This is a genomic window from Pseudomonas sp. 2848 (assembly GCF_003253945.1).
GTDB lineage: Bacteria > Pseudomonadota > Gammaproteobacteria > Pseudomonadales > Pseudomonadaceae > Aquipseudomonas.
Window position 1 is genome coordinate 355218 of record NZ_QKZD01000002.1, and the last position, 17450, is coordinate 372667.

The window sequence follows — 17450 nt, forward strand, 5'->3', positions numbered from 1 at the left end:
AGGCTCCCCTCAGCCGCGAACGATCTGGTTCTTGCCCTGACGCTTGGCCCTGTACATCGCCGCATCGGCCCGAGCGAACAGGCTGTCCAGCGTTTCGTCTTCATCAATCAGCCCGGTCAGCCCCTGGCTCACCGTGACGCCATAGGTCTGCTCACCATGGCTGAAACTCAACCGCTGGATTTCCCGCTGCAGCCGCTCGGCGATCTGTTCGGCTACCTGAGCGGTGCAGCCTGGGAACACGGCGGCAAACTCTTCGCCGCCAATGCGCCCGAACTGATCGCCACGCCGTAGCACGGCCTTGCCACTGTCGGCGATGCGCTGCAGCACCTGGTCGCCTTCCTGGTGACCATAGCTGTCGTTGATGTGCTTGAAGTCGTCGATGTCCAACAGCAGGAAGGCCATCGGCGTGCCGTCCTCGCGGGCGCTGTCGAAGGCCTGCTGGGCGCACTCGAAGAAATGCCTGCGGTTGCTGCTCTGGGTGAGCACGTCGGTGGTGGCCAGGCGCTGCAACTCACCTTCGAGCTGTTTTTTCTCGGTGATGTCCTCGGCGATGCCGACGATGATCACCCGCTGGTCGCCTTCACGCTGTTGGTTGATATAGCACTTGTCGCTGAGCCAGCGCACCTCGCCGGCGGCGTTGAGGATGCGGTACTCGCGGTCCTCGACGGTGCCCTTGACCAGCACCTGGGCCAGGCTGCGCTCGGCGTACTCCAGGTCGTCCGGGTAGATGGCGTCGCGCCATTCGTTGTAGTCGGCCAGCACCAGGCTGGCCGGGCGGCCGAAAATGCGCTCGTAGGCGGGGCTGACATAAAGCACCTGGCGAGTTTCCCAATCGAAGGCCCAGAGCACGGCATTGACGCTGTCGAGCAGCGAGCTGTACAGCTGCTCGCGTTCGCTCAGGCGGGCCACTTCGCCTTGAGCGTGCAACAGGGCGAGCAGGGTTTGAGCAGCTTCGGGGCGCGGGGTGCCGGTAGAGGTGGGTGGGAGATCTTTGGCCATGAGCACGGAACGGTTCTCGACGATGGGCGTGCGGCCACGGTCCGGCCCGCCACGCGGGCGATATGCCGGATTTGAGTCGATTGCAGGGGGGGAAGTTCCGGTCGGCACGCCCCTCTGCGGGGCATGCCGATCAACGGTGGCTCAGGCGCCGTTGGGGCGCAGCGAGTAGGTCTTGAGCTGGGCGGCGAAGTCACGCAGCGACTGAATACCACTGGCCTCGGCCTCGTGTACCCAGTCCTTCATGGCGGCGAGCATGTCGTGGCCGTTGGCGCTGGTGCGCGCCCAGATCTGCTGTAGCGCCAGGCGCTTTTCGTAGATGGTCTTGAGAGCCTGGCTGTGGGCCAGCAGCGACTCGATGCGCACGTGGTGGCGATCCTGCAGCAGGCTGGTTTCCCGCGAGAGCAGACGCTTGGCGCGGCGGAAGCGGTGGCGTACCGAGGTGTCGACCTTGTCCAGCTCCTGCTTGACCAGCGGGCCGATCACCAGCTTGCGGTACTGGGCCATGATCTGGAAGCGGTTGTTGAGGATGGCCATGGCAGTGTCCATGTCCAGCGACGCCTTGCCTTCCACCCGATGGGCGATGGGCGCCACCCGTTGCACCTTGGCCAGGCGCAGCAGGCTCAGCAGGCGGATCCACATCCAGCCCATGTCGAACTCCCAGCGGCGTACCGAGAGCTTGGCCGAGTTGGGGTAGGTGTGGTGGTTGTTGTGCAGCTCCTCGCCGCCAATGATGATGCCCCACGGCACCAGGTTGGTGGCGGCGTCGCGGCATTCGAAGTTGCGATAGCCCACGGCATGGCCCAGACCGTTGACCACACCGGCGGCCCAGAACGGAATCCACATCATCTGGATCGCCCAGATGGTGATGCCGATGGTGCCGAACAGCAGCAGGTCGAGTACCGCCATCAGGGCGATGCCGCCGAGCTTGTAGCGGGTGTAGAGGTTGCGCTCGATCCAGTCGTCCGGGCAGTTCTTGCCGTAGATGCGCAGCGTTTCCTCGTTTTTCGCCTCTTCCCGGTACAGCTCGGCGCCCTTGCGCAGCACGGTGCCCAGGCCCTTGTGCACCGGGCTGTGCGGGTCGTCGGGGGTTTCGCACTTGGCGTGGTGCTTGCGGTGGATGGCGGTCCACTCGCGGGTGTTCTGCGCCGTGGTGAGCCACAGCCAGAAACGGAAGAAATGCTTGAGGCCCGCGTTCAGCTCCAGGGCGCGGTGGGCCGAGTAGCGGTGCAGGTAGATGGTGACGCTGACGATGGTCACATGGGTCATCAGCAGGGTGACGGCGACCAGTTGCCAGGCCGACAAGTCGAGCAGACCGTAATACCACATAACGGGAAATACCCTCGGAAAACAGGCGGAACAACGCAGGCATTATCCTTTGGCGGGGAAATAAAACCAGTCGCGCTTTTGGATAGGAAGTCACAGGGTGTTTCAGCCCCTATAATGCCCCTTCTTTTTTCATGGGCTCATTCACCCGACATGTCTGTTTCCGTTCGCGACGCCTTGCGCATGGCGGGGCTCTACGTGTTGCTTTCGATTCTCTGGCTGGTGCTGTCCGAGCTGGTCTTGCACGGCATGACCGAGGATCCGTTGGCCCTTGCCGTGGGGCGGCAAATCAATGTCGTGCTCTGGGTCTTGCTCAGTGCCGCGCTGATCTTCGTTTCACGTGCGCGCCTGCTCAACTTCATTGGTATCGGCGCGCGCCTGCGCAGCGATGACCGCGAGCGCCTGCGCATGGCTGCGGCGGTGTTCGACAGCACCCTGGAAGGGGTGCTGGTGACCGATCGCAACGGCCTGATCGTGCACGTCAACCGGGCATTCATGCGCATTACCGGCTACCAGCAGGAAGAAGTCATCGGTCAACGTCCGAGCAAGTTCAAGTCAGGGCGGCATGGGGCGCCGTTCTACCAGCAGATCTATGCCGCGCTGGCGGAGCAGGGCGAATGGAGCGGGGAAATCTGGAATCGCCGTAAAAGCGGGGAAATCTACCCGCAATGGCAGACGATCTGCGCCATTCGTGACGACAGTGGTGAGCTTAGCCATTACGTCGCAGTGTTCAGCGACATCAGCGTGATCAAGCACACCGAACAGGAGCTGGCCTATCTCGTTCACCACGACCCGCTGACCGGTCTGCCCAACCGCCTGCTGTTCAATGATCGCGCCATGCAGGCGATGGCCGCGGCGCAGGCCAACAAGCGCGGCTGCGCCTTGCTGCTGCTCGACCTCGATCACTTCCAGAGCATCAACGACGGCCTCGGCCACACCATTGGCGACCAACTGCTCAAGCTGGTCGGCGAACGCCTGCGCGAGGTGCTGGGCAACGGTGTGACCCTGGCGCGCCTGGGGGGAGACGAGTTCGGCGTGCTGGCCGAGAGCTGTCAGCAGGTCGGCCAGGCAGGCAAGTTGGCGCAATCGATCATCGAGCGCTTGAAAGAACCGTTCTGTTTCGAGGGCAACCGCCTGTTCATCAGTGCCAGCATCGGCATCAGCCTGTTCCCCAACGATGCACTGAGCGCCGAGCAGCTGCTGCGCAACGCCGATTCGGCGCTGTTCAAGGCCAAGAGCAATGGCCGCGCCTGCTACGCGCTGTACACCGAGGAGCTTACCGCCCATGCCCAGCAGCGGGTCGAGACCGCCGGCGAATTGCGTCGGGCGCTCGAACAGCAGGAGCTGCGGGTGTTCTTCCAGCCGGTGCACGACCTGTTCACCGCCCGGATGATCGGCGTCGAGGCGCTGGTGCGCTGGCAGCATCCCGTGCGTGGCCTGGTCCCCCCCGGGGAGTTCATCCCCATCGCCGAGCGTACCGGGCTGATTGCCGAAATCGACGCCTGGGTGCTGCACCAAGCGTGTCGGCAGATGGTGCAGTGGCAGGCCGAAGGGCGGCAGCTGGCATTCGTGGCGGTGAACATCTCCAGTCGCCTGTTCAGCCAGCGTGACCTGTACCGCCAGGTGGCCGATGCGCTGCACGATACCGGGCTGGATCCGTCGCTGCTCGAGCTCGAAGTGACAGAGAGCGCGGTGATGGAAGACCCAGAAGTCGCCCTGGAACAGCTGCATCGCCTGCGCGAGCTGGGCGTGACCTTGGCCATCGACGATTTCGGTACAGGTTATTCGTCATTGCTGCGGCTCAAACGCATGCCCGTGCAAAAGCTGAAGATCGACCAGGGCTTCGTGGCAGGCCTGCCCCACGATGAAGACGACATTGCCATCGTGCGGGTGATCATCGCCTTGGCGCGAAGCATGGGCATGCAGGTGCATGCCGAAGGGGTGGAGCAGGCCGAGCAGGCGCGGTTCCTGCTGGAGCAGCAGTGCCAGCTGGGGCAGGGGTACTGGTTCGGGCGGCCGGTGCCGGCGGCGGAGCTGCACTGGGGCTGACACCGTATCGCGTGGTAAGCCCGCTCCCACTGGTTGGAGCGGGCTTGCCCCGCGATGGGCTCAACGCTTGTTCAAACCTTTGGCCAAACGGTCCCCACCCAGCTGGATCACCGCCACCAGCGCCACCAGCATCACGATCACGGTCAGCATGATCTGGCTGTCGAAGCGCTGGTAGCCGTAGCGGTAGGCAATATCGCCCAAACCCCCGGCACCGATCGCCCCGGCCATGGCCGAGGAGTTGATCAGCGTCACCAGGGTGATGGTGAACCCGCCGACGATCCCCGGCAGCGCCTCGGGCAGCAGCACGTGCCAGACGATGTGCCAGCGCCGGCAGCCCATGGCCTGTGCCGCTTCGATCAGGCCGTGGTCCACCTCGCGCAGGCTGACCTCGGCGATGCGCGCGAAGAACGGCGTGGCGGCAATTGTCAGCGGCACCACGGCGGCCCACACACCATAGGTGGTGCCGACCACCAAGCGGGTAAAGGGGATCAGCGCGACCATCAGGATCAGGAACGGGATCGAGCGGAACAGGTTGACGATGGCGCCCAGCACCCGGTTCAGCGCGGCGGCCTCGAAGATCCCGTCCTTGTCGCTGGTGACCAGCAGCACTGCCATCGGTACCCCGACGACCAGCGCGACCAGCGAGGACACGCCGACCATCAGCAGGGTGTCGAGCAAGCCTTGCAGCAGGCGATCAATCCACATGGCCGAGTACCTCCACATCCACGGCCCAGCGGCGGGCGCGTTCGAGCAACTGGCGGGTGTCCAGCGGCGAGCCGCGCACGGCCAGGATCAGTTGCCCCAAGGCATGCTCGCCGATGGTCTCGACGCCGCCCTGGAGCAGCCGCACGCGTCCGCCCAGATCGCTGAACAGGGCGCTCAGTTCCGGCTCGCCCACCAGGCCGAGCTTGAGCACCACAGCCGCGTCGCGGCTGACCGGCTGGGCACGCAGACTGGCTTGCAAGGCGGCCGGCAGCTTGGTCTGCAGCGGTGCGAGCAGGGTACGGGTGACGTCGTGGCGCGGTGTGCCGAACACTTGCCAGACCTCGCCCTGTTCGACGATCTCGCCCCGCTCGAGCACCACCACGCGCTGGCAGATATCGCGGATCACCGCCATTTCGTGGGTGATCAGCACCACGGTCAGGCCCAGGCGTTGGTTGATGTCGCGCAGCAGCTCGAGGATCGAGGCAGTGGTTTCCGGGTCCAGCGCGGAGGTGGCTTCGTCGCACAGCAGGATCTCGGGGTCATGCACCAGCGCCCGGGCGATGCCGACGCGCTGCTTTTGCCCGCCGGACAGCTGCGCGGGGTAGACATGGTGCTTTTCCGCAAGGCCCACCAGCTCCAGCAGCTCGCGTACCTTGCGCTGGCGCTCGGCCTTGGCCACGCCGGCCACCTTCAGCGGCAGCTCGACGTTCTGCCACACGGTCTTGGCCGACATCAGGTTGAAGTGCTGGAAGATCATGCCGATGCGCCGGCGCAGGGCCACCAGGCGGTCCTCGTCGAACGGCGCGATATCCACCTGGTCGATCAGCACCCGGCCCTGGCTGGGCTGTTCCAGGCGGTTGATGGTGCGCAGCAGCGAAGACTTGCCGGCACCGCTGCGGCCGATGATGCCGAATATTTCGCCGCGGCGGATGTTCAGGTCGATGCCTTGCAGCGCTGGTTGGGCCTGGCCCGGATAGGTCTTGCCCAGGCCGATGAAGCGGATGTGCGCCTGGTTCACTTCCGGGCGCAGGGCCGTTTCCTCGGCCTTGCACGGTTCGGCGGGCGGGATGGGCGCCCTCAGGGCGCTGGCCTGGGCCATGTCAGCCTTCCCAGCCGGCCTGGTAGAGCTTGCCATGGGCCTTGTCCAGGGCGGCGCGCACGGCTGGCGAGTGTTGGTAGATATCGACGAACTTGGCCAGGCGCGGGTCGTTTTTCTCCTGTGGGCGGATGACGAACTGGATCACGTATTCCTTGTTCTCCAGGCCGTCGAACAGCAGCGCCGACGTAGCGTCAAAGGTGTTGGCCAGGCGGATATAGGCCGGGTAGCCCTGCACCAGGTCGGCGTCGTCATAGGCGCGCACCAACTGCACCGCTTCCACCTGGAGAATTTTGATCTTCTTCGGGTTGGCGATGATGTCGTCCTCGGTGGCCTTGTAGCCCACGCCCTGCTTGAGGGTGATCAGCCCGGCCTTGGCCAGCAGTTGCAGGCCACGACCGCTGTTGATCGGGTCGTTGGCGATGGCCACGCTGGCGCCTTCGGGCAGCTCGGCAAAGCTTTTGTACTTTTTCGAGTACAGCCCGACGTTGTTGATGATCCCCGGTGCATAGGGGACCAGGTTGAAGCCGGCGGCGGCCTTGGCGTTTTCCAGGAAGGGGATGTGCTGGAAGTAGTTCACGTCGATGTCGCCGCTGTTGAGGCTGACATTCGGCGCGATCCAGTCGCTGAACTCGATCAGCTTCACCTCCAGGCCTTGTTTGTGGGCTTCTGCCACCGCCGCTTCCAACGGGATGGCGAAGGCGGCGGTGGTGCCGATCTTCAGTGGCTCCGCGGCGAAGGCGGCGGCGGACAGGCCGAGGCCCAGGGCGATGGCCGCGACGGGCCGGAACAGTTTTTCAAGCATGGTGCAGGGCTCCAGTCGGGGCAGGGGTGGGGGTGTTGCGGTAGGAGGATCCGGGATGGTCGGCGGGCAAGTGCGGATGGTCGCTGGCGAACAGCTTCTCGCGCAGGGTGCCTTCGGCGTAGCCAGTCTTGTAGCGGCCACGGCGTTGCAGTTCGGGTACTACCAGGTCGATGAAGGCCTCGAAGCTTTCCGGGGTGACGGTGCGGGTCAGGTTGAAGCCGTCCAGGCCGGTGTCGTCGAGCCAGCCGATCAGTTGCTCGGCCACCTGCCCGGGGTCGCCGACCAGGGTCACGTAGCGGCCGCCCAAGGCGTGCTGCTCCAGCAGGCGGCGGCGAGTCCAGGCGCTGTCCTGCAATTGGCGGGTGGCGGACTGGATGGCATTGCCCTTGGCGAATCCGATGGGTTCGTCCAGTTCGTAGCGTGAGAAGTCGATACCGGTGGAACTGGCGAAATGCGCAACACCTGCCTCGGCGCTGGCGTAATGCAGGTACTCGGCGTGCAGGGCGTGGGCTTGGTCTTCAGTTGCGGCAACGATCACGGTGATGCCCATGAATACCTTGACCGCCTGCGGGTCGCGACCAGCGGCTTGCGCCGCTGCGCGCACCTTGTCGACCTGGGCGCGGGTGGCGGCCTTTTCCTGGCCGCTGATGAACACGCACTCGGCATGGTTGCCGGCAAAGGCCAAACCGCGCGCCGAACTGCCGGCCTGGAACAGTACCGGTGTGCGCTGCGGCGAAGGCTCGCACAGGTGATAGCCCTCGACCTTGTAGAACTCGCCCTGGTGCTCGACCTTGCGCACCCTGTCCGGCCGGGCATACACGCGCTGCGCGCGGTCGGCGACCACGGCATTGTCGGCCCAGCTGCCTTCGAGCAGCTTGTACAGCACCTGCAGGTATTCGTCGGCCTGGTCGTAGCGGCGGTCGTGCTCGGGTTGCTGTTCCAGCCCCATGGCCCGGGCGGCACTGTCGAGGTAGCCGGTGACGATGTTCCAGCCGACCCGGCCGTTGCTCAGGTGATCGAGAGTGGAGAGGCGCCGGGCGAACAGGTAAGGCGCTTCATAGGTCAGGTTGGCGGTGAGGCCGAAGCCCAGATGCCTGGTAACGGCGGCCATGGCCGAGACCAGCAGCAGCGGGTCGTTGACCGGCAACTGGATCGACTCCTTGAGCGTCACGTCCAGCGACTGGCCATAGACGTCGTAGGTGCCGACGATATCGGCGATGAACAGCCCGTCGAACAGCCCCCGCTCCAGCAGGCGGGCCAGGTCGGTCCAGTAGTCGAGGGTCTTGTACTGGGTCGAAGTGTCCCGCGGGTGGGTCCACAAACCGTGGTTGATGTGCCCGATGCAGTTCATGTTGAAGGCATTGAGCAGGATCTGCTTGGCCATCAGATGGTCCCTCGGCGCGGCGGTTTTTCGTCGTTGAGGTAGTAGTTGCCGATGGCGTGGTACTTCCAGCGCACCGGGTCGTGCAGGGTGTGCACCCGGGCGTTGCGCCAGTGGCGGTCGAGGTTGTGCTCGGCCAGGGTGGCCTGGCTGCCGGCCAGCTCGAACAGGGTGGTGCCGGCGGCCAGGGAGATCTCGGTGCTGATCGCCCGGGCCTCGGCGACGGCAATCGAGGCGGCGGCCAGGGTCTCGGCGTTGCTGTCGGCCTGGGCGATGTCGAGGATTTCACCCGCGCGTTCGAGCAGGGCCTCGGTGGCGTGCAGGCGGATTGCCAGTTGGCCGAAGCTCTTCAGAGTCAGTGGATCGTCGCTGGCCTTGTCGAGGCCAGAGTCGATCCAGGGTCGGCTGCGGGTACGCACGAAGTGCAGGGCGTCCTCGTAGGCGGCGCGGGCGATACCGGTGTCGATCGCGGCATGGAGGATCTGCGCCAGGGGGCCGACCGTGGTCGGGCGCTCGAAGGCGCTTTGGAACGGCACCACGTCTTCGGCGCGGACCGGCACATGGTTGAACACCACCGAGCCGCTGCCGGTGGTGCGCTGGCCGAAGCCGCTCCAGTCGTCGATCACCTCGATGCCCGGGCTGTCGGCGGGCACGAAGGCCAGGTGCGATACGCCCTGTTCGTCGATCACCAGGGTCGGGATGCGCTGGGCGTAGATCGCGCCGGTGCAGTAGAACTTGCGGCCATCGATGCGGTAATGGTCGCCGTCGCGGCTCAGGCGGGTGGTGCGTTCGTGGGCGTTCTTCGTGCCGAGTTCGGCCAGGGCGTTGCCGAAGCGGCGGCCGGCGAGCACTTCGGCGTAGAGCCGTTGCTGTTGTTCGGCGCTGCCGTTCACCCGCAGCACCTCCAGGGCGTAGAAGTGGTTCTGCGGGATCTGCCCGAGCGAGGCGTCGGCCTGGGCGATGCGTGCGATGACCTTGGCCAGGGTGGCACTGGACACGCCGGCGCCGCCAAAGGCCCTGGGCACGCTGATGCCCCACAGGCCGGACTGCACGAAATGTTCGAGTTCGGCATGGGGCAGGCGGCGTTCGCGGTCGCGCAGGGCGCTGTCTTCGCGCAGGTAGTGGGCGAGTTCGTCGGCGACGGCCAGGGCCTGGCCGTCGGTGGTGATGATGGATGCAGTCATTGTGCTCTCCAGGTCCCATCGCGGAGCACGCCCGACCTTACGCGAGCGCGTGGGAGCGGGCTTGCCCCGCGATGGGCCGATATCAGATCCAGGAATGGCGGGCAGGCAGGGTGCCGTTGAGGTGGTAGGCGCCGACGGCGTGGTATTTCCAGCGCACCGGGTCGTGCAGGGTGTGCACGCGGGCGTTGCGCCAGTGCCGGTCGAGGTTGAACTCGGCCAGGCTGGCGCGGCTGCCGGCCAGCTCGAACAGCTTCTCGCTGGCCTGCAGCGAAATCTCGGTAGTGAGCACCTTGGCTTCGGCCACGGCGATCGAGGCACGGGCCGCGGCGGCGGCATCGATCACGCCGGCGTTGACCTCGTCGAGCACCCTGGCGGCCTTGCGCAGCAGGGCCTCGGCGGCATGCAGTTCGAGCTTCAGGCGGCCGATGTCGGCAATCACATAGGGGTCGTCGCTGTTGCGTTCGACCTTGGCCTCGATCCAGGGCCGGGACTTCTCCCGCACGAACTGGATCGTGTCCTCGATGGCCGCTTCGGCGATGCCGGCGTCGATGGCCGCCTGGATCAGCTGCGAGGCGGCGCCCTGGATGCTGGGCTCTTCACGCAGGCGCCAGTTGTCCACCACCAGGTCGGCGTCCACCGGCACCTTGTCGAGCAGCACGGTGCCGCTGGCGGTGGTGCGCTGGCCGAAGCCGGACCAGTCGTCGACGATGCGCAGCCCCGGGCTGCCGCGACGGACGAAGGCCAGGCGTTGCCGGCCTTCATCGTCCAGGGCTTTTACCGCTACCCAGTGGGCGTACAGGGCGCCGGTGGAGTAGAACTTCTCGCCACTGATGCGATAGCCGTCGCCCTCGCGGGTAATGCGTGCCTTGAGTGTCAGGGTGTCCTTGGTCCCGCGCTCGGGGCCGGCATTGCCGATGCGCCAGCCGTCGAGCACGGCGCGGAAGATCGCTTCCTGCTGCGCCTGGGTGGCGGTAAGGCGCACCAGTTGCAGGATGCCGAACTGGTTCTGCGGAATCTGCCCCAGCGCCGGGTCGGCGGCACTGATCAGGCGGAACACTTCGGCGATGGTTTCGAACGAGACCTCGGGGCCGCCGAACGCCTTGGGCACGCTGATGCTGCCCAGGCCGCTACGGGTGAACTGTTCGATCTCGGCCCATGGCAGCTTGCGCTGCTGGTCACGTTTGGCGGCCTGCTGGCGGGCCACCTCGGCCAGTTCGCGGGCGGCCTGCAGGGCCTCTTCGTCGTTGCGCAGCACCTTGGCCGGCAGCAGCAGCGGCGAGCTGTCGTGATCGCTGTGGAATCGGGTAGTTGGTTGGCTGGACATCAGTACCGCTCCTTGGCTGCACTCAATGCCCTGGCGTTATGCACTGGGGTGATTGTGATCCTGACCATTCCTAACCTCACAAAGTTGAAAGCGTCGCCTCAGCTGATGGCGACAGACGTTTGCTGGTCCGGTGGTCCGGTTGATATACCCTATTCGTTTATAAAAAGTTTATGAACTACCGTTTAGGAATATGAATAGAAGAACTGCGGGGTCGGCCCTGTCACTGTGAGCCAGCGACAGGGCAGAAAGGTCAGCGCTGAACCGTTACCACCAGCTTGCCCGCTGCCTGGCGTTGCCCCAGACGTTCGATCGCGGCGCCGCCCTCGGCCAGCGGGTAGGTCTGCGACACCAGCGGTTTCAGCTTGCCCTCGGCATGCCAGGCGAACAGCTGGCGGAAGTTGGCGGCGTTGTCCTCCGGCTGGCGCTGGGCAAAGGCGCCCCAGAACACCCCGACCACCGCCGCGCCCTTGAGCAGCGCCAGGTTCACCGGCAACTGCGGGATCGTCCCGCTGGCGAACCCCACCACCAGCAACCGGCCGTTCCACGCCAGCCCGCGCACAGCCTGATCGAACAACTCGCCACCGACCGGATCGTAGATCACATCCACGCCCTGACCGCCGGTCAGGCGCTTGATCTCGTCCTTGAGGCTGGCCTGGCTGTAGTCGACCAGCTCGTCGGCGCCGGCCGCCTTGGCGATCGCCAGCTTCTCGGCACTGCTGGCCGCCGCAATCACCCGTGCCCCGAGGGCCTTGCCGATTTCCACTGCCGCCAGCCCCACGCCACCCGAGGCGCCGAGCACCAGCAGGGTTTCACCGGCCTTGAGCTGACCGCGCTGGGTGAGGGCGTGCATCGAGGTGCCGTAGGTCATGCCGAACGCGGCGGCAGTGGTGAAGTCCATGTCCGCCGGCATCGGCAGCACGTTGTAGAACGGTACCGCCACTTGCTCGGCGAAAGCGCCCCAGCCGGTCAGGGCCATGACCCGGTCGCCAACCTTGAACGCGCCGGCCTTCTCGCCGACCGCGGCTACCACGCCGGCGGCTTCCGCCCCCGGTGAGAACGGCAACGGTGGCTTGAACTGGTACTTGCCCTCGATGATCAGGGTGTCGGGGAAGTTGACCCCTGCGGCGTGCACGTCGAGGAGGATCTCGTTCTTCTTCGGCACGGGGCTGGCGACCTCTTCCAGGACCAGGTCCCGCGCCGGGCCCAGGGCTTTGCACAACAAGGCTTTCATCAGGGCTATTCCTTTGCGTGTGGTGGCCGATAAGTGTAGGAGGGCCGCCCCGAGGGTCAACGAGCATGGTCGGCCCTGATGAGCCGGCATAAGCCCGGGCTTGGGTTTGGCCGGCGCGCTGGGTAAGCTGGCGGCAACTGTAATGAGGAGCGAATTCGTGAAAGCGTGGATCTTGATGGTGCTGGCCCTGATGCTGCCGGCGGCGGCCATGGCCGAGGAAAAGGAAGGCGAGCCCAAGGTCGCCTATATCAGCCTCAGCCCGCCCTTCGTTGGCAACTACGCCCTCGACGGCGGCCCCAAGCTGCGCGTGTACAAGGCCGACGTCGCCCTGCGCGTGACCGGGGATGCCGCCGCCACGGCGGTCAAGCACCACGAACCGCTGATCCGCAACCAGCTGGTGGCGCTGTTCACCCAGCAGGGCGTGGACAACATGAGCAACGTCGAGGCCAAGGAAAAGCTGCGCCAGGAAGCCCTGAAACAGGTGCAGCAGGTGATGGAGTCCGAAGAGGGCAAGCCGATCGTCGAGGACCTGCTGTTCAACAACCTGATCGTGCAGTGATCAGGCGGCGAGGCTGCGGCGAAAGCGCGCCAGGGCCACGCCGAAGAATATCAGGCCGATCGCGGCCAGCGCCGCGACGTCCGGCCAGACCACGCTCAGCCCGGCGTCGCGGAACAGGATCGCCGCGCCGAGGCTGACGAAATGGGTCGAGGGCGACCCCTGCATGACCCACTGCAGCCACTGCGGCATGCTGTCCAGCGGCGTGCTGCCTCCCGACAGCAGCAGCATCGGGATGATCACCGGGATCGCCAGCAGGCCGAACTGTGGTGTCGAGCGCGCCAGGGTGGCGAGGAAGATGCCCAGTGCCGTGCTGGCGAACAGGTACAGCGCAGTCACCCCCAGGAACAGCCCCATGGAGCCCGCCAGCGGCACGCCCAGGGCGCCCTTGACCACCACTTCCAGCGAAATCCAGGTACAGGCCACCACCACCAGGGCGTTGCTGGCGATCTTCGCCAGCATGATTTCCAGTGCCGTCAGCGGCAGCACCAGCAGATGGTCGAGGGTGCCGTGCTCACGCTCGCGCAGCAACGCGGTGCCGGTGAGGATGATGGCCAGGATGGTGATGTTGTTGACGATCTGGATCACCGCCAGGAACCAGCCGCCTTCGAGGTTGGGGTTGAACAGGGCTTTCGGGTTGAGCAGGGCAGGGCTGCTGGTGCTGCGGCCTGCGTACTCCAGCAGTTCGCGTTCGAAGATCCGCCCGATGTAGCCGGCGCCCATGAAGGCCTGGCTCATGGCCGTGGCATCGACGTTGACCTGCAGCTCCGGCGAACGCCCGGCCAGCAGGTCGGCCTGGAAGTTCACCGGCACGTTGATCACGAAGGTGTACTGGCCGCTGTCCATGGCCTGGTCAAGGCGATCCGCCGGCAGTGCCACGGTGGGCTGGAACTCGGGCGGTTGCAGCGACTCGGCGAGCTTGCGCGAGATGGCGCCGTGGTCTTCGTCGACCACTGCGACACTGGCGTTGTGCACGCCGATTACCGAGCCTGCGGCGGGCATGTAGATCGCCACGCTGAAGGCGTACAGCAGGAACAGCAGCAACACGCTGTCATGGCGCAGGCTGGTGAGTTCCTTCAGGCCCAGGCGCAAGGTATGGGAGAGCTGGCTCATCTCAGGCCTCCTGCTTTTTCAGCATGATCAGGCTCAGCCCGGTGAAGGCGGCGAAGAAGCCCAGCAGCGCCAGGCACTGCGGCCACAGTTCGCGCAGGCCCAAGGCCTTGGTGAAGGTGCCGACGGCGATGTCGAGGAAGTAGCCGGCCGGGAACAGCTGGCCCATCAGCGCTGCCGCGCCGTCCAGCGACGAGCGCGGAACGATCAGGCCGGAGAACTGGATGGTCGGCAGGCTGGTGATGATCAGAGTGCCGAGGATCGCCGCGATCTGCGTGCGGGTGAACGCCGAGATCAGCAGGCCCAGGCTGGTGGTCGCCAGCAGGTAGGCCAGGCCACCGCAGGCCAGTGCCAGCGGGCTGCCCTTGAGCGGCACGCCGAACAGCCAGCGGTTCATTGCCACCAGCAGCGCCAGGTTGACCAGGCTTACCGCGAGGTAGGGCGCCTGCTTGCCGAGCAGGAACTCCAGGCGGGTCAGGGGCGTGGCGTAGAAGTTGGTGATCGAGCCCAGTTCCTTTTCCCGCACGATGCCCAGCGCGGTCAGCATGGCCGGGATGAAGGCCAGGATCAGCGCCATGACGCCGGGGCCGATGGCGTTCACGCTGACCACGTCCTGGTTGTAGCGAAAGCGTGTTTCCAGGCGTACCGGCTGCTGGCGCGAGACAGGGTTCGGGCCGAGGGCCGCGAGCTGTTCGAGGTTGGCCTGGTGCACGGCTTCGACATAGTTGCGGCTGGTTTCGGCGCGAAACGGCATGCCACCGTCAAGCCAGGCCGCAACCACCGGCTGGCGCCCGGCATGCAAATCGCGGCCAAAGCCTGGCGGGATCTCCAGGGCCAGCTTGATCTCCGAGCGCTGCAAGCGCTGGTGCAGCTGGCGGGCATCGCGGATCGGCGGCTGCTCGGCGAAGTAGCGTGAGCCACGGAAGGCCTCCAGGTAGGCGCGGCTCTGCGGGCTCTGGTCCTGGTCGTACACGGCGAAGGCGAGGTTTTCCACATCCAGCGAGATGCCATAGCCGAAGATCACCATCATGAACAATGCCCCTGCCAGGGCGAAGGCCAGGCGCACCTTGTCGCGCAGCAGCTCTTTGCCTTCGCGACTGGCGACGGCCAGCAGGCGGCGCAGACTGAATGCCTGGCGCAGGGCGGTCGCTGGGGCAGCGGCCTGTTCCAGCGTGGTGTCGGCTTGTGTCTGGGTGGGCGCGTCCTGGGCCTGTTCGAGGCAACGCACGAAAGCGTCTTCCAAGGTGTCGCCGCCGAACTGGATTTGCAGGGCCTGCGGGGTGTCGCAGGCCAGCACCCGGCCGGCGTGCATCAGTGAGATGCGGTCGCAGCGCAGGGCCTCGTTCATGAAGTGGGTGGACAGGAAGATGGTCACGCCCTGTTCGCGGGACAACTCCACCAGCAGCCGCCAGAAATCGTCGCGGGCCGCCGGATCGACGCCCGAGGTCGGTTCATCGAGGATCAGCACTTCCGGGCGGTGCAGCACTGCCACGGCCAGCGACAGGCGCTGACGCAGGCCCAGTGGCAGGGCGCCGGAAGGCTGGTCGGCGATGTTGCCAAGGTCGAAGCGCTCGATGAGTTCGGCGATGCGCGGCGCGCTGTCGGCCTTGGCCAGGTCGAACAGACGAGCGTGCAACTCGAGGTTCTGCCGGGCGCTCAGCTCGCCGTACAGGGAATAACTCTGGGACATGAAACCGACCCGCTTGCGCGTGGCCAGGTCACCGGCATCCACCGGGCGCCCGAGCAGGCTGGCGCTGCCTTCGCTGGCCGGCATCAGGCCGGTGAGCACCTTCATGGTGGTGGTCTTGCCGCAGCCGTTGGAACCGAGGAAGCCGAAAATCTCGCCGCGACCGATGGCGAAGCTGACCTTGTTGACCGCGGTGAAGTCGCCGAAGCGCAAGGTCAGGTCGTGGGCCTCGATGGCGACCGGCCCATCATCCACCTGGCGTGGCGGAATCCGCAGCGGCTCAGGCTGCTCGCGGCCGGCTCCCTGGAAGTGGGTAAAGGCATCATCGAGCTTGCCACTGGGCGTGGCCGCGGCCAGCTCACGGCTCAGGCCCGCAGCCAGCAGGCGACCGGCATCAAGCATCAGGCAGTGCTCGAACTGCTCGGCTTCCTCCATGTAGGCGGTGGCCACCAGCAGGGTCAGCTGCGGACGCTGGGCGCGCACCTGTTCGACCAGTTCCCAGAAGCGCCGCCGCGACAGCGGGTCGACGCCGGTGGTCGGCTCGTCGAGGATCAGCAGGTCCGGCTCGTGGATCAGCGCGCAGCACAATCCCAGCTTCTGCTTCATGCCGCCCGACAGCTTGCCAGCCGGGCGCTCGGCGAAACGTTCGAGGTCGGTGGCGCGCAGCAGGCTGGCCATGCGTTGCTCGCATTCGGCGCGGCCGAGGCCGAACAGGGTGGCAAAGAAGCGGATGTTCTCGCGGATCGACAGCTCCGGGTACAGGTTGTTGCCCAAGCCCTGGGGCATGAATGCGACCTTGGGGTACAGCGCGGTGCGGTGGCGGCGTTGGCGGATCGAACCGCCGAGCACCTGCAACTCACCCTGTTGCAGGCGCTTGACCCCGGCAATCAGCCCGAGCAGGGTCGACTTGCCGGCGCCATCCGGGCCGATCAGGCCGCAGCGGGTGCCGGCCGGCAGGCTGAATGCGAGGGGGTGCAGGGCCTGCAGATCGCCATAGCGGTGGCTGACACCGTCGGCCTGCAGCGCTGTCGCCGCGTTCATTGCAGGTTGGCCGGCCAGCCCACGTCGGCGGTGCGCACGTACCCGGCGCCGGGCATGCCCGGCTTGGCCTGGGGCACGGCGCTCGGCTCGGTCAGACGCAGCTTGACCCGGAACACCAGCTTTTGCCGCTCGTCACGGGTCTCGACCTGTTTCGGCGTGAACTGCGCCTTGGCCGCGACAAAGGCGATCTTCGCCGGCAGGGCCTGCTCGGGCAGGGCGTCGAGCACGATCCGCGCCTGGTCGCCCACGGTCAGCCGGCCGGTGGTGGCGGCGGGCAGGTAGAGGTTCATGTACTGGTCGCTGGGGTCGATCAGCATCAGCACCCGGCCACCGGCACCGAGCACCTCGCCAGGCTCGGCCAGGCGCAGCTGGATGATGCCGTCGATGGGGGCACGCAGGCTGCTGTCGTCGATCTCGCTGGTAAGCTGGGCCACCTGTGCCTCGGCGGCGCCAATGGCCGCCTTGATCGCCGCCAGCTGGGCGCGGGCGGCGACCACGGCTGAGGTGGCGGTGTCGTAGCGTGCCTGTTGCTGGTCGAGCAGTTGCTGGCTGGCGAACTTGCGCTGGTAGATTTCGCGCACGCGCTTGAGCTCCTGGCTGGCCAGCAGCAGTTCGCTCTGGCGCAATTGCACGCTGGCCTGGGCAGCGGCGTAGTTCTCGCGGGCGCGCAGTACCTCGGCCTCGGCCTGGCTGCGCTGGGCCTCCATGGTGCGGGTGTCGATGCGGGCGAGCAGTTGGCCGCGGGTGACCTTGTCGCCTTCATCGACCAGCACCTCGGCCAGGCGCCCGGGGACCTTGCTGGCGATCTGTACTTCGGTGGATTCGAGGCGCCCGTTGCCCATGCTCAGGCCTTCGGGCAGGCGGTCGTGAAGGGACTTCCAGTAACCCAGCCCGCCTGCCGCCAGCAACAGCAATACAAGGGCGGAGGCGAAGATTCTGGGGGCTTTTCGATTCATCGG

Annotated in this window: 14 protein-coding genes; 2 read left to right on the plus strand and 12 right to left on the minus strand. The window is 66.2% G+C overall.

Features of this window, described 5'->3' with window-relative positions; genetic code table 11:
- Positions 1-9: 9 nt before the first annotated feature.
- Both DFS21_RS05600 and desA read right to left on the minus strand, forming a co-directional pair.
- Positions 10-999, minus strand: a complete 990-nt coding sequence (locus DFS21_RS05600; protein ID WP_110697135.1) for a sensor domain-containing diguanylate cyclase — start codon at positions 997-999, stop codon at positions 10-12.
- Between the two features lie 141 nt (positions 1000-1140).
- Complete coding sequence (gene desA, locus DFS21_RS05605; RefSeq protein ID WP_102683489.1) at positions 1141-2325, minus strand: delta-9 fatty acid desaturase DesA; 1185 nt, start codon at positions 2323-2325, stop codon at positions 1141-1143.
- 150 nt (positions 2326-2475) lie between these two features.
- Here desA and dibA point away from each other — a divergent pair, with 150 nt between their 5' ends.
- The gene (gene dibA, locus DFS21_RS05610) at positions 2476-4371 is read left to right on the plus strand and encodes a phosphodiesterase DibA (RefSeq protein WP_102683488.1); all 1896 of its coding nucleotides are present in this window, start codon (positions 2476-2478) and stop codon (positions 4369-4371) included.
- Between the two features lie 60 nt (positions 4372-4431).
- Here dibA and DFS21_RS05615 read toward each other — a convergent pair whose 3' ends face one another.
- The 7 genes from DFS21_RS05615 to DFS21_RS05645 form a co-directional block, all read right to left on the minus strand.
- Positions 4432-5076, minus strand: a complete 645-nt coding sequence (locus DFS21_RS05615) for a methionine ABC transporter permease (protein WP_110697137.1) — start codon at positions 5074-5076, stop codon at positions 4432-4434.
- Positions 5066-6175, minus strand: coding sequence for a methionine ABC transporter ATP-binding protein (locus tag DFS21_RS05620; RefSeq protein WP_110697139.1), 1110 nt, complete (start codon positions 6173-6175; stop codon positions 5066-5068). Before DFS21_RS05620 ends, DFS21_RS05615 begins: the two co-directional genes overlap by 11 nt.
- 1 nt (position 6176) lies before the next feature.
- On the minus strand, positions 6177-6977 hold the full coding sequence (locus tag DFS21_RS05625) for a MetQ/NlpA family ABC transporter substrate-binding protein (protein WP_110697141.1): 801 nt from the start codon (positions 6975-6977) through the stop codon (positions 6177-6179).
- Positions 6970-8361, minus strand: coding sequence for an LLM class flavin-dependent oxidoreductase (locus DFS21_RS05630; protein ID WP_110697144.1), 1392 nt, complete (start codon positions 8359-8361; stop codon positions 6970-6972). Before DFS21_RS05630 ends, DFS21_RS05625 begins: the two co-directional genes overlap by 8 nt.
- Positions 8361-9542, minus strand: a complete 1182-nt coding sequence (locus DFS21_RS05635) for an SfnB family sulfur acquisition oxidoreductase (RefSeq protein ID WP_110697146.1) — start codon at positions 9540-9542, stop codon at positions 8361-8363. Before DFS21_RS05635 ends, DFS21_RS05630 begins: the two co-directional genes overlap by 1 nt.
- A gap of 82 nt (positions 9543-9624) precedes the next feature.
- On the minus strand, positions 9625-10866 hold the full coding sequence (locus tag DFS21_RS05640) for an SfnB family sulfur acquisition oxidoreductase (RefSeq protein WP_110697148.1): 1242 nt from the start codon (positions 10864-10866) through the stop codon (positions 9625-9627).
- 250 nt (positions 10867-11116) lie between these two features.
- Complete coding sequence (locus DFS21_RS05645; protein WP_110697150.1) at positions 11117-12097, minus strand: NADPH:quinone oxidoreductase family protein; 981 nt, start codon at positions 12095-12097, stop codon at positions 11117-11119.
- Positions 12098-12254: 157 nt separating this feature from the next.
- Between DFS21_RS05645 and DFS21_RS05650 the strand changes: the two genes are divergently transcribed.
- Positions 12255-12656: a flagellar basal body-associated protein FliL gene (locus tag DFS21_RS05650; protein WP_046853718.1), complete on the plus strand. Its 402-nt coding sequence runs from the start codon at positions 12255-12257 to the stop codon at positions 12654-12656.
- On the opposite strand, the gene DFS21_RS05655 is transcribed toward DFS21_RS05650, so the two are convergent.
- The 3 genes from DFS21_RS05655 to DFS21_RS05665 are packed head-to-tail and all read right to left on the minus strand — an operon-like array spanning position 12657 to position 17447.
- On the minus strand, positions 12657-13766 hold the full coding sequence (locus DFS21_RS05655; protein WP_111531964.1) for an ABC transporter permease: 1110 nt from the start codon (positions 13764-13766) through the stop codon (positions 12657-12659).
- A 1-nt stretch (position 13767) separates the two neighbouring features.
- The gene (gene rbbA / locus DFS21_RS05660; protein WP_111531965.1) at positions 13768-16491 is read right to left on the minus strand and encodes a ribosome-associated ATPase/putative transporter RbbA; all 2724 of its coding nucleotides are present in this window, start codon (positions 16489-16491) and stop codon (positions 13768-13770) included.
- Entirely contained in the window at positions 16488-17447 is a 960-nt protein-coding gene (locus DFS21_RS05665; RefSeq protein ID WP_046853721.1) for an HlyD family secretion protein, read from the minus strand. Before DFS21_RS05665 ends, rbbA begins: the two co-directional genes overlap by 4 nt.
- Positions 17448-17450 lie beyond the last annotated feature (3 nt).